A 12,767-nucleotide genomic window follows, 5' to 3' on the forward strand; every position below is an offset into this window, starting at 1 on the left:
GAATGGGGCAGTTACCGCCCCACCCTTCCGTATCTTTTCCGTATTTACGCCCCGAGCCGACTTCTTTTTTCTCCAGCTCACGGGGCAGTGTTGGCATCCCTCACCATGTAGGCGTGATCCCACACTAGGGCTTGCTCTGCATCGTCTCCGGGGTCGGCCTAGGCCGGTCCGTACGTTGTTAGTTTCGGACAGCCGGTCATGTCATGATTGTGGATATCTCGCCGAGCGACTGTCCTGTATGTCGGCCTCCTGCCGCGCGGCATCTAATTCATACCGCGCCGATGCTGTAACGGCCTGCATGAACAGAACAGTCCGATCTCGGGTTTTAGGGGCAGAAGAAAGAGTCGGTTGCGACGTGCAAGAGGGTCATCTGCGTGCCACTGCGCTCGAACGAGAGTGGCGTCATGATGAGGAAGGTTTCGTCCTCCGCATTCGCTGCCATAATCGTTGCGGCCTGCTCTTTGCCGAAGAAAACGCAGCCCAGCGTCCAACTTTGTCCGTAAGCCGTTGTTTCCGCCATAAGCGGCTGCGCCCGCAATGCCGCAATCTGCTCGCGAACCTCCAGGCTTTCGAGGTGCTGCAGCTCCTGCGCCGTTGAGCAAGCTAGTCCGGCGACATAGCCAGTAGTGCATCCGCTTCTATCAATCAGCATCTGGCTCGCAATTCTGGCCTCTTCAGCTTTGGCCTTGCGCGCTTCCTCTTCTTCTCTTGCGATTGCGGCCTTGATATCGTGTTCTCGCGCCCTTTGCTCCCCGCGCTCCTTATAGTAGGCGACGGCTGCGGCCTGGTCTGCCTCGTACTTTGCGTCGGCTCTCGTTCCCCAGGGCGGACTGGGGCATCCCGACAATACTGTGGAAGCTGCAACAATCATCGTTATTAGTCTTGCGTCCATCGCTGTCTCCTTTTCCGTGGGCGAGCACTATAGCAAAGCCTATTAAGGTAACGCTGGCTGCGACGGGCGCGCACATCCCCATATCCCTCGTGCCTGGTCCGAGCACAGTGTTGACGTAAACATCGAAGTTGACGCCCGAGATATAAAAAAAGGCCGCGCGGATCAGTGCTGCCGAGCCACTGGGTTTCGGCGCTCTGCTTTGTTCGTCCGATCACGGGTCGTCAGGGCGTCGCCTTGTCATCCGCGTGCTTGTCGAGCAGTGAAGCGAGCTGGTCCACTCGGAGCCAAGGGCGTCGGCGGTGAATCATGCGGTGGCAGTTCGAGCACAGCAGAACCACTTCATTGAGTTTGGTTTCCCGGCGAACAACATCATCGGAGAGGGGAACAGCATGATGCACCTCTATGAAGCCGTTGCCACTCGGACCGTAGGTCTCCTCAAAGTCAAATCCGCAGACCTGGCATGCGATTCGCCCGGTGTCTCGCTTGGCGCGTTCTCGCGCGTGGGCGGCGAGGCTGGCGTTTCGTTCCCTGAGTGCATGGGATCTGAAGATCAGCGCACCTTCGGGAAAGGTCGCCTCCTCCGGGTCGATCGCGGGTGGGGCCTTGTTCATTATCCCGGCCACCGCCATCAGGCCGCGACCGGCATCAGATAGGGTAGTTTCGGCGGGCGTGGCCGTCGGCGTCGGGGTCGCGGCGGCAAGGGCACACGCAGGAGAAGCTCCTCGAACAGTGCGGGATGTGTCCGCCCGAAGAAGCGCTCGGCGGCGGTCGTGCCGTCGGGACGGCGGATGTGGAAGTTGTGCACGGCGGTGAGCGCGGCGAGCCTGCGGTCGCTCAAGCGATGACGCCCGTGATGATGCAGCGACAGTTGGCCGTTGCGTCCTTCCACACAGGAGCTGCTGCGTTGGAACAGATCGGCGCAAGCGCCGGCGACCTGTTCGACCCGAGCGCTGTCCTCGGGCGCGAGACGCTGCAGCGGATGATCGGCGCGCCGCAGGACGTCGAGCAACGCGGTACTCGCCGCCTGCACGCGGTGTCGGGTCTCGGCCGCGGTGCTGCGGGCGGCGACGCGCTCGAGGTAGATGCCGGGGATGAGCTGCTCGAGGACCGCCGCTTCCAGCTCCGGGGATAGTGCGAGGGCCTCGACCCTGGCGGTCACGGTGGCGAAGAAGAACGCGAGCGTGGCGAGCCACTGCACGGTCAGGCGCTCGGCCTTGGCGAGGCGTTCGCGAGCGCGCTCGGGCAGCTCGGCGGCCTCGGCCAATCCCTTCAGGCGTGTCCAGACGTCGGTGAAGCGCGCCGCCACGCGCTCCACCGGCTGCGTCTGTCCATCCACCGGATCATACGGGTGATACAGCACGCCGAGCTCGCGGATCAATGCGCGCGCCTCGCTCTGCCGCTCCCGTGCGCGGTCGCGTTCGGCTTCCACGGCGACCAGCGCGCTCAGGGCGGCGCCAATGCGGGTCTCGAAGGCCGGTGGACGCCCGAGCGGGCGGGGCATGCGCGCCTCGAATGCCTGCTGCGCCGCGCGCTCGGCCTCCCAATGCGCCTGCGCGGCCGCCACGCCGGCTTCAGCCCGGCGCACGTCGCGCGCCAACGCCAAGGACGTGGCTTTGGAGACCTCGTGTTGGCCGTGAAAGAGGTCCGGGGAATGATGCGCACGGAGGTCCGTCTCGGCATGGCGACGCAGCGCCTTGGCCTCGTCGGCGGTGCTCTGGATCACCTCCACGGCGAGCCCCGTGCAGGCGTCCTGAAGCGCGGCGGTCCAGGTCGCCGCGGTGCGATCCGCGGCGTATTGCTCCAGGACAATGAAGTTCGACACCGGCTCGATGTTGACCAAGCAGATCCCCGGATGAAAGGTTTCGTCCTCGCACACCGTCACCGCACGCGCCGGCATGCCCTCGGCAAGCGCCGTGCGCTGCTCCGCGGCCACCGCGACCACGGCCGTTTCCAGGGCGACATTGAGCGCGTGCTGCGCGCCGTCGCTGACCCCGACGAAGGCCGACAGTCCGCTCAGCTCCAGGAACTCACTCACCAGCCGGGTTCCGCCCGCCGCCCGCAAGGTGATGCTGAAATGCGCCGCCAACACCAGCCGATGCAACCAATCGATCCCTCCGGGGTGCGTGCGAAGGCCGTCAAGCCCGTCGGCGGATCCCCGCGCGGAACCTCCCCGCACCAGTCGCGCAAGGTGCTGCGCGCAATACCCATCTCGGTGGCCACGGCGCGTTGCGTCTCCCCCGCCGCCAGCCGTGCTTCGGCCGCCGCGATGTGCTCGGCTTGCTCCAAGCGTGTGCGTCGCGTCATGAGCCGATGCTCCGGCCCGGTCTCGAACGTCCGGGTAGCGCAGCACCCGCGCTTGGTCTAAAGTCACTCTCGGCAGGATCTTCGAACATCTTTTCGAACCCTCGGTGAGTTTGCACTTCCAAGGGTATGAAATTTCGAGGGTCCTGCCAAATCCCCGCACATCCGTCACCAAGCCCCGGACTCGGACTTGGACGGGCTTATGAACAACGCCCGGGTGGTAATCCTTCCCGCTCAGGGGTGAGCGCCGCGTCAACGGAGTCCGCAGGCAGGTTGTCCAGGATCTTGAATCGATCGATGCCAGATTCCCCGAACCAAAGAATACCGTCCTCGATCTTGATCATGACCGGGTCTTCGGCTGGCGGCACTACTGCATAGGGACCGAGGTCGCGCCAGTAAACCGTAACGGGTCGCGGCCATGACCCGGCGGCGGGTATCGCAAGGCTTGCGCTTTCGCGTTTCCCCTCGCGAGTCATGCGCATTTCGGCGCCTTCGAGTGCGTCTTCAAGCTCAAGGACAACGATCTGCCCAGCGTCGACAATTGCGATCAACTTTAGGGTTCGAGTGAAATCCTTGCGGGTTACGGACAGCGAATAGGAATCGTGCGGCTCCATGCGGCGCCTCCTTGGCACGCGTCGAGACTGCCGGAATATCGCGCTTGGCTCTGTTCTGCACGTGCTTTTTCTGAGCCGTTTTCGCGTGTACCCCCATATCTACCCCGCTTTCGTTGCCGGGTACCCCTTGAAGGGGCCGATTATGGCCGTCTCGCCGTGGCGCTGTCGAGCCGATCGGATGATGCCTTGCCCACCTGAATCTCCACCTGCACGCTGGTGCCGTAATTGACCCAAAGGTCAAAAGCGGGGATCTCCACGTCTACCCCGTGCCCACCTGCACGCTGGTGCCCTGATCCATGCCCCGCGAAAGTTAGCGCGCAAGTTAGCGCCCGGACGCCTAAAAAAAAGCGCAACGCTCAACGTCCGAGTCCATCTCCACCATGCCGGGAATCGAGCCGAGAAAGACACGGCTCTTGGCTCCTCGTGCGCGCGGAAACGGCCGCGCGACCTGGTTTAGCGGTACTCGCTTGGGATGTGCTCGGCCTCGGCGATGGCTGCCTCGCAGTTGGCTTTGGTGCGGTAGAAAGTGAACTTCTGGCCTGCAAGCCCGAACCAATGGGTGAACTCGACCTTGATCAAGTTTCCGTTCTGATCGCGCGTCTCGTTGACGACCGGCTGCGATGCGTTGCCTCGGGTCGACTCGACGTGCTCGGCGGGGGTTGACGGAAAGCATCCGCCGACAGTATTTCGGCTGTGCCAGTCCGCAGCGTCTACGGATGCGACCGCGGGGACTGCAGCGACCGCCATGGACCCATCGCCGGGTGCGGGCCGAATGACAAGCGGGACCGCAACCGCAGCAATAAGCGCGACGCTCCAGAGTGTGACGGCGGCCGACGCGACGGTGAGTTTCATGCCCTGCTCCTTTTGTATAAGTTACGTCTCAAGTAAAGCCTAAAGCGCAGCGTGGCGCCCGACGCGAAGGGGTCTTACCTGTAATCCTCGGGAATGTGCTCGGATGCCTCGATGGCCGCCAAGCATGCGGCTTCGGTACGGTAGAAGGTCACGCTTGATCCGGCCAGCATGCCCCACGATGTGATCTTGACCTGGGTGAGCGTGCCTCGGCCGTCACGGGTCTCCCTCACGCTCGGCTTGGTCTCCGAGCCCTTGAACGCTTCAAGATATTTCGCGGGCGTGAATGGGATGCATCCGCCTTGGTTGCTGCGGATGTGCCAGTCTGTGGCGGCTTCCGGTGTGCTGTTCGTGCTCATCCCAATGGCGCCGTACAAAAGAACCGCAACGACACAAGCGCCGATCGCGATGTCTCGCTTCGTGATGAACGGGGCCTTTTCCATTTCCGTCTCCATTTACATAAGTTACGTCTCAAGTAAAGCCTAAAGCGCAACAAAAGGTAACGCTGGCTGGGACGCCCACGCCCACCTTAATCTCCACGAACGCGCCCCGAAGTGGCCGGGGAAGTGGCCGGCTGGAACCATAAAAAGCCCCGCGCTCCACGCCCATCTCCACCTGCACGGGTGAGCCCGATGTTGACGTGTTGTCGGTGTTGTCGCCCGCCAGCCTAAAAAAAAGAGCCCCGAGCCGTACCCCGAGCCGGTCGCCGCGTCTGGCTATCGTCAGGATCTATCGGGCGCGGATCATGCTTTCAACAAGAAACGATTCCGAAACAGTACAATGCAAATTAAGCAAATTGCGTGCTTAATAGGTTTTGACGATAAACGGGGTCGGGTACAAGGATTGCTCGTGTGCTCACGGTGCCGGCTGGTGCGGGGTCGGTCGCCGGGTCGGGGGGGTGCCGGGGTCGGTGCCCGGTGCTGGCGGTCGAAAAGTGAAAAAGTGAACAGCCAAGACCCGAATGTTCTGAAAAAAGTGAAAAGCGTCGGAGTCGGTGCCGGGTGTGTCGGGTCGCAAGGCCACCGAGCCTCAAACCCCAAGCCGCTCGATCGCGCCGGGAATCGACAGGGGCCAGCCGTGAAGCTCGGGGTCCGTCAGAGCCCCCGGCCGCTGCACGCGCCTAACCTTTCCGTCGACTCGCCGGGATTGGGTCGGACGGAACATGTCTCGCGTCCAGGCAATGCCCGGCCACAGGCTCATGCTCGCGTCGAAGCACGCCTGTTCCCACGTGCGGTGCCGATGCACGTTCAGCGTCGATGTCGGGCGGTAGGCTAGAGCGTGGTGTTGGTAGACGTGCGCGAGTTCGTGCCGGATCGTGGCACGCACCCCGTCAGTCGGGCCGTGCTTGATCGCCGCGCGCCCCAAGTCTTGATACAGGACAATCGCCTGTCCCTCGGGGTCGTAGTAGCCGCCCGCGCGGTTGTAGGGGTGAATACCGGCTGGCAACGGAATGACCAACGGCAGTTCCTCGATCTCGACGCCGGGGTACATCGCGGTCCATTCCGCCAGCGCGACGGCTTGCAGGGTTTCGATCAATGCAGCTTGCTTCATGCGGTGTAACTCTCAAGTTCGTGAACTACATTATTGGTCATTCGGCTGGGCCGGGGGTCGAAAGTGCAAAGTGCAAAGTGCAAATTTGACGCGAAGTGCAAACAGGCGAAGTTGCAGACTTGGTTGCAGGCTTGCCGTCGAAAATCGCCGCCGCATTGAGTCTCGGCCCACTGGTTTGGATCGGTTTTGAATCAATCCCGGACCACTCAGAATCGTGTCCATTTGATAATCGCGCGCGTCCAGACTGAGACACGGGCCGATCTGTAGAGTGAGACAGGGGGTGCCCCCCGAAGCGGTTACTGCGCCGTTTCGGGGGGGTTGATGCGGGGTTTCGGCCTAAGCCGCTGCGTCGATCGCTTGATGGACAGCTCGGATGAAGGCGTCCCGGACGGCCTCGGGGTGCCAGTGATTCGCGTCGAGCAAGTCGCGCTCTAGCGTCTGGTCCTCGATACCCAGTGCTGCAATGAAGCCGCTCAGGTCGTCGAAGCCAAGGCGCGCCGCTGGCGGGGTCCGATCCCGTGCCTTGGCAAGAAAATCGGGCCGGATCTCACTAGGCGTCGCGTTGGGCAGGATGGTTGTCATGGTTTGCCTCTTGGGTTGTGGTGCCATTCCGGGTGGTTGCTGGCGGGTTTTCGGCCTTAGTTCACGGTCGCGCTGCGCGTCCAGGATGAAAATCGGCCGTCCGCCAATGTCTCGAAGCTTGCGAGCAGTAGTCCATGAAGCATGGCGTTGTCCTCATCGTCGCGAAACACGATCCTGTTCCGGTCGATCGCATCGACCAGGTGCAGCACGCAAACTGTGATAGCGGTCTTCAAGTCCTCGGCGTCGGTCGCGTCCAGGGGGAACGTGTGGGACATTCGGGCCAGCCTTTGAAACGTAAGCGATCCTTCAAGGGCGTCGATCTCGGGCGGTCGGGTCATGGTTGGGCGCCTTGTGCTAAGGGTTGATGGTCGGGGCAGCGGTGCAGCGCATAGGGCCACAACGTGGGCGTCGTCAGGCTTGCGGGCGCTTCGATGCAGCATCTGCCGAATCCGGCTTCCGGCGTCCGCGGGTTGGGCCGGAAGTGCCTGCAATGGACGCAGGCGACATAGGCGTCATCTGCACGCGCGTCTGTGGCCTCCGGGGCGTCCCGCATCGCAGCGCCGCACGCGACCGCCGCGGTACAGTAAGCGTCGCGGGTGTCGGGATCGGCTGCCGCGCGCATCAGGATCTCCTCTCGGATCACCGCATCCGCCTCCCCGACCGCATCCAGCCACGCGCCGATCATGGCCGTGGCGCGCGGATTCAGCATTGCAGGGACCGGATCGGGCTCGGGCTCGATCACTGCGTCGGGAAGCAGCGCCTCGACCTCGGCTCGGGTGGCTGGCGGCGTGCAGGTGACCGAGACAGCAGCGCCGCTCGGCAGGACCGCCAGCCACGCGCGCCGGGCACCTTCGGTTTCGGGGAAAGGGGCGGGGGGTTACCGACGGAACTGCCACAATTGCCGCATCCATCGGCTTCGATTTCCGGAAAAGGTGCGCAGGGGGTACCGACAGAACCGACAGATCCCGTTTTGCCTGGGTTGTGTCGGTTGTGGCGGTAGGGGGGGTGGCCCTTTTCGGTTTTTTCGGTCTCGCAGAGGCGCGCAAGATAACTCATGCCGCTTGAGCCTCCCTGAGTGCAGGGTGGATGCGGTACCGGGTGGCAGGTCGTCCGGGTCCGGGCTCGGGCTCGACCGCGCGCAGGTGGTGATGGTCAATCAAGACGGCCAACGCCAACGCGGTCCCGTCGATGTCCAGGGTCCGCCAGCCTTTGCGGTAGACATCTCGCGCCAAGAAGCCGTCCGGCAGGTCAGGTAGTCGCCGCGCCAGCTCGACCGCGCACGTCATTGCGCGCGTCAGGGCGGGTGCGTAAATTCGCCGTGCGTGCGTCTCAAGGTATTCGCACCAGGCGAGCGCCCGCAACAGCGCGTCGTGGCTCACGGGCTCGGCGTCGGGGTCGCCCGCAAGGTGGATCAGCAGCGCCAAAGAAGGAGCCAAGCTCCGGTACTTCGCGAGGTGCGACTCCATCGCAGGGTGAATCCCGTCCGCGCGCAGACGATGCTCCAGATCCGCGCGCCAAGCATCAAACTCGACCTGCGCATCCGGGTCGAACCGCATCCACGGCACCCCGTCGCCTTCGTCCATGTGGGCTCCGACCGCCGCGGGGTCGATACCGTCAAGCCGCTCGAAAACCGCACGCGCCGCACGCCTGGCCTCGGTGTCCGGCAGGCGGTCGACGTTGATCCAGTTGCGCCCGACGTCCGGCCAGACTGCGAGCTGAAAGCGTTGAAGGAGGCCGTCGTCTCCCGAGCCGCCAGCGAGCGCAGACAGCATGTAATCGCGCAGCGGGCCGGGCTGAATCGCTCCAATGATGGACACGCAAGCCGCCTCGATCTCGACCGTGCCGCGGCCGATGCGGTCAAAGGTGTAGCCGCCCGTTCCGTTCCATGCTTCCAGGTAGAAGGCTCTGCTGCATTCCTTCCCCTCCTGATCCATCGCGCGCAGGAATCCGACCAGCTCGTCGCGGTAGATCAGCATGCCCCGCGGGTTCTGGCTGAGAAGCTCGCCAAGTTTCTCGACGGTCGAATCCTGTGTGACATAGCGCCGCCGCGTCGGGGGTTCTACCGCTTCCGATGCCTCGCGAGCCAACGCGTGCGCGAGTTCCGCGTTTCGCTCCTTGATGGCCTTGGCGATTTGGGTTTTCGCCTCCTTGCCTTGCGCCTCGCGGACAAGCTCGTCGGCCGCGTGCCGCTCCATCGCAGCCTCATGCTCGGTCCGCGCTCTCGCCTCGATCGCGCGGATCGGGTGCAGCGCCTCCTGCATTGCGGGAGTTTTCAGCAGGCTCGGTCGACCGATCACGATGCCCCACAGATTCGGCACGACAACCCAATCGTCGTGGGCCTTCGGGCGGATGCCGATCTGCCGACCAACTACCGACGCCAGCGCGACCATAGCCGCCACGCCGGGGTAGTCCGCGGGGCATTGCATGCGATCCGCAACGTCCTCGATCCAGGGGCGCAGTGCCGGGGGCAGCAGGTCGAAGGCGAAAGGCGCGACGGGCGGCAGGGTGTCGGCCAACGGCTCGGGATCGGGCCATGTGTCACCATCGGCGTCCGTGGCGCGCCCTTGCTGCGCAGGTACCGCAAGCTGCGCGCGAACAGCCTCGATGCCCTCGGCACGCATTAGGTCATTGAAGTCCGTGCCGGCGCTCGCGGGATCGCTGAACCGGGGTATCACAACGATGCCGCCCACGGCCGCCGCCGCTGCGTGGGCGTGTCGGGTGCCGGGGTTATCCGCGAGGTGCCGGTCGTCGTCGCCGCAGATGATGATGGTGCGATCCCGGAAGCGAGCACGGGCTGCCCGTGCGACGGGCTCAAGGTTCCCGCAGTTGAAGGCGCAGGCCACGGGCTCGCCGGTCACCTGATGGATGCTTGCGCCGGTGGCGTACCCCTCGCAGATGCGGATGGGGCCGGATGCGCCGATGGTTCCGATCAGGTGGCAATGACCGGCCACGGATGCGCCGCCGTTGAACCGCTTGGCGCCGTCCGGCAGGATTCGCTGCACGCCGTAGATGATGCCGTCCAGGTCGGTGACGGCCGCCAACAGGGCGTCTCCATCGCGGCGTATGCCATAGGCTCCGACCGCCTTGGCAGCGAGGTAATCGTGCGAGCCGCATTCGGTTGATGCCGCGTCCCATGTGGCTCTCGCCGCTTCTCTCGCCGCCGCCCGCCGCTCGGCATCCTGTGCCTTGTGGCGGGCACGCGCGGCATCCAGATCGCGCCGGATCTGCGCCAGATCATCGGCATCCGTGGCGCGGTCGCCCTGCTCCCATGATTTCCACACCAGGACCGGAGTCGACACGTCGCCGGTCCGCTTGGCGTCGCCCGCGCAGACCATCAGCCACGGCGCGCCGGTCCGGCCGATCCCGGAGTCTGCGATGTACCAGATGTGCGGCGCATTCTGCTTGCGCTTCCATCCTGCGTCGACATCCAAGTGATCCAAGTCGATCCCGGCCGCCGCCAGCGCGCTCGTGGCCTCGACCTCCAGCTCTGCGAGTGGCGCGTGGTGAGGGGTTGGCGCGGGGGCAGGTGCGGGTGCCTCGAACAGATCAGGGTTTGGCGCCGCGGGCTCGGCATCTGCGAGCCGGGTCAATCGGTCGACCACTTCAGCGGAAAGGCGGTATCGGCCGTGCTTCGCGCTCGACAAGTGGCCGCTACTCACTCCGATCGTTCGGGCCAGCGCGCCGCCGGTCATATTGAGGCGGGTCTGCACGCGTGCGATCAAATCAGGAACGGGGGTGGTCTGCATGTCGGCCGCCCTATTCCGCCGCCGCCCGCTGCGCTTGCTTCTCGGCTCGACGGCTGGCTGTGGTGATGCCGCCGTCCGCGACCATGCGGCCGATCCATTCGATCTCGGCCTGCACGGGGACGAATCGCCGCGATCCGTACTTGTAGGACGCGAGCCGGCCTGAGTTGATCTCGTCGTAAAGCGATTGGCGGCTCAGATTCAACGCGCGCATGGCTTCATCGACGGTGTGCGCCTGTTTGGTCGCGGGCTCGGTGGCGGGGGTGGTGGTCTCGGGCATAGCTGCATCTCAGAGGTGACGGATGCAGACAACGCTACCTTGCACCGTGCCGGATGGCAACCTAACGCCTTGATATATAAAATAAAGCTGCGTGCTAAACTTCCGCTATAGGGTCGGAATAAGGCATAATTGACCGCGCGATCCGGCTCGCTCGCAACCCGTTGATGCGGTCGGGCTTTCCCGGTCGCAGGGTCTCGGGGCTATTCGGTGGGGCGGGATAAGTCGCGGGTGACAATGCAGGTCGGTATGTCCAGAAAATTATATGTTCATCCGACGAACGGTAGGTGGTGACTGGGGAATTGGGTCGGATCGAGCGCAGATCACGTGTTCGTGAGACTGCGCGAGGCGGGTTACAAGGCGATGGAGTCGAGCATCGCGCGCCGGTCGCGTGCGGTGAATTTTCCGTAGTTGCGCTCGATCATCAGGACGGATGTCCCGCAATTTTCCGCGATCACCTGTGGTCGAACCCCCGCGACGAGGGCGCGGGAGATGTGGTAGTGCCGCAGGCTGTAGAAAACCGCTTCGGCGGGCAACCCGGCAGCCTTTACCGCGGCCTTCATCGGTCGGTGCTGATGGCTCTTGCCCCACGGCTCGCCGTCATCCTTCATCAGTAACGGTGCGCCCGGCAGCTTGCCCTTGGCGACGCGCCGGAAGAATGTCACCGCCGCTGCCGATAGATAGCTGGTCCGCGGTCCCGTTTTCCCGGACAGCTTCAGCGTGCCGGCCTTAGGGTCGAAGTCGCCGGCCTTGGCGCTTGCCAGCTCGCCATAACGCGCGCCCGTCAGGACCGCCGCGTGCAGCAGATCCCGGAATGCGCCGGTCGCCGCCGCCAGCAGCATCTGCACCTGCTCGGGCTCCAAGAACAGTGCTCGGGCCTCCGTCGCGCCCTCGAAGCCTTCGACGCGCCGCCACTCGACATCGGACACGGCGATGCCGGATCGGAATGCGAAGTTCAGCGCCGCCTTGAAGATCGCCAGAACCCGGTTGGCCGTGTCGCGGGATCGTCTCACGTCCTCTTCGCTGTGGTCCTCGGCGGACCGCACCATGCTGTCGCGCCACGCCTTGATCTGTGCGGTTCTCACATCGTTGATGCGTGCGTCCATCAGCGCCTGGGGAACGCGCGCGATCAGGCGCTGCTCGGCGTCATCCGCGGCACGCGCGCCTTTTCGGACCCTTAAGTCTGCCACATAGTCGTTGACCGCATCCCGGATAGCGTAACCCGGCCGCTCGGTGCGCTCGGTGAGATCTGCGAACTTGCGCGCTTCGGCCTCGGCCTGCTCGTAGGTCAGTTGGGATATGTCGCCAAGCGTCTTCGCCTTGTAACGGTGGTCCGGGCCTTTCGCGCGCGCGACCCACTCTCGCTTCGTGGCGCCGACATAAAGGCCGATGCCCGCGCCGCGCCGGAAGCTGTACCAGTAAGGTTCCTTGCGGGGGGTCAGGATGCGCTGTTTGCGGGTCGTGTTGATCGGGTTCGCCTTCATGGGTGCCTCGCGGGTTTCCGTATCTTTTCCGTATTTTCGTCCACGGATTCACGCATACAAGGATAGACAGACACACACAAGATGTCAATTAAATCAGGATGATAGTAGACGCTAGAGGATAGCCTTAGACGGGGAAAATTGCACTTTCACGGCGGTAACCGGGGTTCGAACCCCCGTGGGGACGCCAATCAAAACAAAGGCATGCGGAAACGCATGCCTTTTTTGTTTTGGCGACCGGCAACCCTTCCGAATCATTTCCGAACTTCGTGACGCGCGCTTCGAGAGCAACGGAATCGACGTCAACGAGACGCCGAACACACGAAAAGCATCCGGTTTGTCGTATCGGCCCGGATACTCTAGCCTTACATGCCTCCCGGCAGCCATGCCGAGCGCACCCGCCGAGTAACAATGACCCACCTGCGTAGCTTCGCTCCGGCATTATGTAGCAGCTGCACATGCCCATTAGATCAATGA

At 63.8% G+C, this 12,767-nt stretch carries 14 protein-coding genes; all 14 read right to left on the bottom strand.

The features are described 5' to 3' along the window. Positions 1 to 325 precede the first annotated feature (325 nt). A complete protein-coding gene (locus KFB96_RS10405) occupies positions 326 to 892 on the bottom strand; it encodes a hypothetical protein (protein WP_213461814.1) in 567 nt (188 codons plus the stop codon). A gap of 221 nt (positions 893 to 1,113) precedes the next feature. After that, positions 1,114 to 1,503 carry an HNH endonuclease gene (locus KFB96_RS10410; protein ID WP_213461812.1) on the bottom strand — a complete coding sequence of 130 codons (390 nt, stop codon included), beginning with the start codon at positions 1,501 to 1,503 and terminating at the stop codon, positions 1,114 to 1,116. A 17-nt stretch (positions 1,504 to 1,520) separates the two neighbouring features. After that, entirely contained in the window at positions 1,521 to 2,927 is a 1,407-nt protein-coding gene (locus tag KFB96_RS10415) for a DUF6399 domain-containing protein (RefSeq protein ID WP_300971551.1), read from the bottom strand. Then, positions 2,924 to 3,196, bottom strand: coding sequence for a helix-turn-helix domain-containing protein (locus KFB96_RS26700; protein ID WP_300971553.1), 273 nt, complete (start codon positions 3,194 to 3,196; stop codon positions 2,924 to 2,926). The genes KFB96_RS10415 and KFB96_RS26700 overlap by 4 nt, the downstream gene beginning before the upstream one ends. A gap of 197 nt (positions 3,197 to 3,393) precedes the next feature. Beyond that, positions 3,394 to 3,807 carry a hypothetical protein gene (locus KFB96_RS10420; protein WP_213461811.1) on the bottom strand — a complete coding sequence of 138 codons (414 nt, stop codon included), beginning with the start codon at positions 3,805 to 3,807 and terminating at the stop codon, positions 3,394 to 3,396. A 453-nt stretch (positions 3,808 to 4,260) separates the two neighbouring features. Further along, positions 4,261 to 4,659, bottom strand: a complete 399-nt coding sequence (locus tag KFB96_RS10425) for a hypothetical protein (protein ID WP_213461810.1) — start codon at positions 4,657 to 4,659, stop codon at positions 4,261 to 4,263. A gap of 74 nt (positions 4,660 to 4,733) precedes the next feature. Next, on the bottom strand, positions 4,734 to 5,099 hold the full coding sequence (locus KFB96_RS10430) for a hypothetical protein (protein WP_213461809.1): 366 nt from the start codon (positions 5,097 to 5,099) through the stop codon (positions 4,734 to 4,736). A gap of 586 nt (positions 5,100 to 5,685) precedes the next feature. After that, the gene (locus KFB96_RS10435) at positions 5,686 to 6,207 is read right to left on the bottom strand and encodes a hypothetical protein (RefSeq protein WP_213461808.1); all 522 of its coding nucleotides are present in this window, start codon (positions 6,205 to 6,207) and stop codon (positions 5,686 to 5,688) included. Between the two features lie 336 nt (positions 6,208 to 6,543). Then, positions 6,544 to 6,789: a hypothetical protein gene (locus tag KFB96_RS10440; RefSeq protein WP_213461807.1), complete on the bottom strand. Its 246-nt coding sequence runs from the start codon at positions 6,787 to 6,789 to the stop codon at positions 6,544 to 6,546. Between the two features lie 56 nt (positions 6,790 to 6,845). Then, positions 6,846 to 7,127, bottom strand: coding sequence for a hypothetical protein (locus KFB96_RS10445; protein ID WP_213461806.1), 282 nt, complete (start codon positions 7,125 to 7,127; stop codon positions 6,846 to 6,848). Further along, positions 7,124 to 7,498 (bottom strand): hypothetical protein, encoded by a 375-nt coding sequence (locus tag KFB96_RS10450; protein ID WP_213461804.1) that lies wholly within the window; start codon positions 7,496 to 7,498, stop codon positions 7,124 to 7,126. The genes KFB96_RS10445 and KFB96_RS10450 overlap by 4 nt, the downstream gene beginning before the upstream one ends. Positions 7,499 to 7,841: 343 nt before the next feature. Continuing rightward, complete coding sequence (locus tag KFB96_RS10455) at positions 7,842 to 10,535, bottom strand: DUF3987 domain-containing protein (RefSeq protein WP_213461802.1); 2,694 nt, start codon at positions 10,533 to 10,535, stop codon at positions 7,842 to 7,844. Positions 10,536 to 10,545: 10 nt separating this feature from the next. After that, positions 10,546 to 10,812 (bottom strand): helix-turn-helix domain-containing protein, encoded by a 267-nt coding sequence (locus KFB96_RS10460; protein WP_213461801.1) that lies wholly within the window; start codon positions 10,810 to 10,812, stop codon positions 10,546 to 10,548. Between the two features lie 350 nt (positions 10,813 to 11,162). After that, positions 11,163 to 12,293, bottom strand: coding sequence for a tyrosine-type recombinase/integrase (locus KFB96_RS10465; RefSeq protein WP_213461799.1), 1,131 nt, complete (start codon positions 12,291 to 12,293; stop codon positions 11,163 to 11,165). Positions 12,294 to 12,767: the final 474 nt, after the last annotated feature.

The organism is Thiocapsa sp. (assembly GCF_018399035.1).
In the GTDB taxonomy this organism is placed as follows: Bacteria; Pseudomonadota; Gammaproteobacteria; order Chromatiales; family Chromatiaceae; genus Thiocapsa.

Excerpts from the sequence above, each read along its gene's own strand:
- KFB96_RS10405 (WP_213461814.1), bottom strand. The coding sequence starts at position 892 with ATGGACGCAAGACTAATAACGATGATTGTTGCAGCTTCCACAGTATTG.
- KFB96_RS10410 (WP_213461812.1), bottom strand. The coding sequence starts at position 1,503 with ATGAACAAGGCCCCACCCGCGATCGACCCGGAGGAGGCGACCTTTCCC.
- KFB96_RS26700 (WP_300971553.1), bottom strand. The coding sequence starts at position 3,196 with ATGACGCGACGCACACGCTTGGAGCAAGCCGAGCACATCGCGGCGGCC.
- KFB96_RS10420 (WP_213461811.1), bottom strand. The coding sequence starts at position 3,807 with ATGGAGCCGCACGATTCCTATTCGCTGTCCGTAACCCGCAAGGATTTC.
- KFB96_RS10425 (WP_213461810.1), bottom strand. The coding sequence starts at position 4,659 with ATGAAACTCACCGTCGCGTCGGCCGCCGTCACACTCTGGAGCGTCGCG.
- KFB96_RS10430 (WP_213461809.1), bottom strand. The coding sequence starts at position 5,099 with ATGGAAAAGGCCCCGTTCATCACGAAGCGAGACATCGCGATCGGCGCT.
- KFB96_RS10435 (WP_213461808.1), bottom strand. The coding sequence starts at position 6,207 with ATGAAGCAAGCTGCATTGATCGAAACCCTGCAAGCCGTCGCGCTGGCG.
- KFB96_RS10440 (WP_213461807.1), bottom strand. The coding sequence starts at position 6,789 with ATGACAACCATCCTGCCCAACGCGACGCCTAGTGAGATCCGGCCCGAT.
- KFB96_RS10445 (WP_213461806.1), bottom strand. The coding sequence starts at position 7,127 with ATGACCCGACCGCCCGAGATCGACGCCCTTGAAGGATCGCTTACGTTT.
- KFB96_RS10450 (WP_213461804.1), bottom strand. The coding sequence starts at position 7,498 with ATGCTGAATCCGCGCGCCACGGCCATGATCGGCGCGTGGCTGGATGCG.
- KFB96_RS10455 (WP_213461802.1), bottom strand. The coding sequence starts at position 10,535 with ATGCAGACCACCCCCGTTCCTGATTTGATCGCACGCGTGCAGACCCGC.
- KFB96_RS10460 (WP_213461801.1), bottom strand. The coding sequence starts at position 10,812 with ATGCCCGAGACCACCACCCCCGCCACCGAGCCCGCGACCAAACAGGCG.
- KFB96_RS10465 (WP_213461799.1), bottom strand. The coding sequence starts at position 12,293 with ATGAAGGCGAACCCGATCAACACGACCCGCAAACAGCGCATCCTGACC.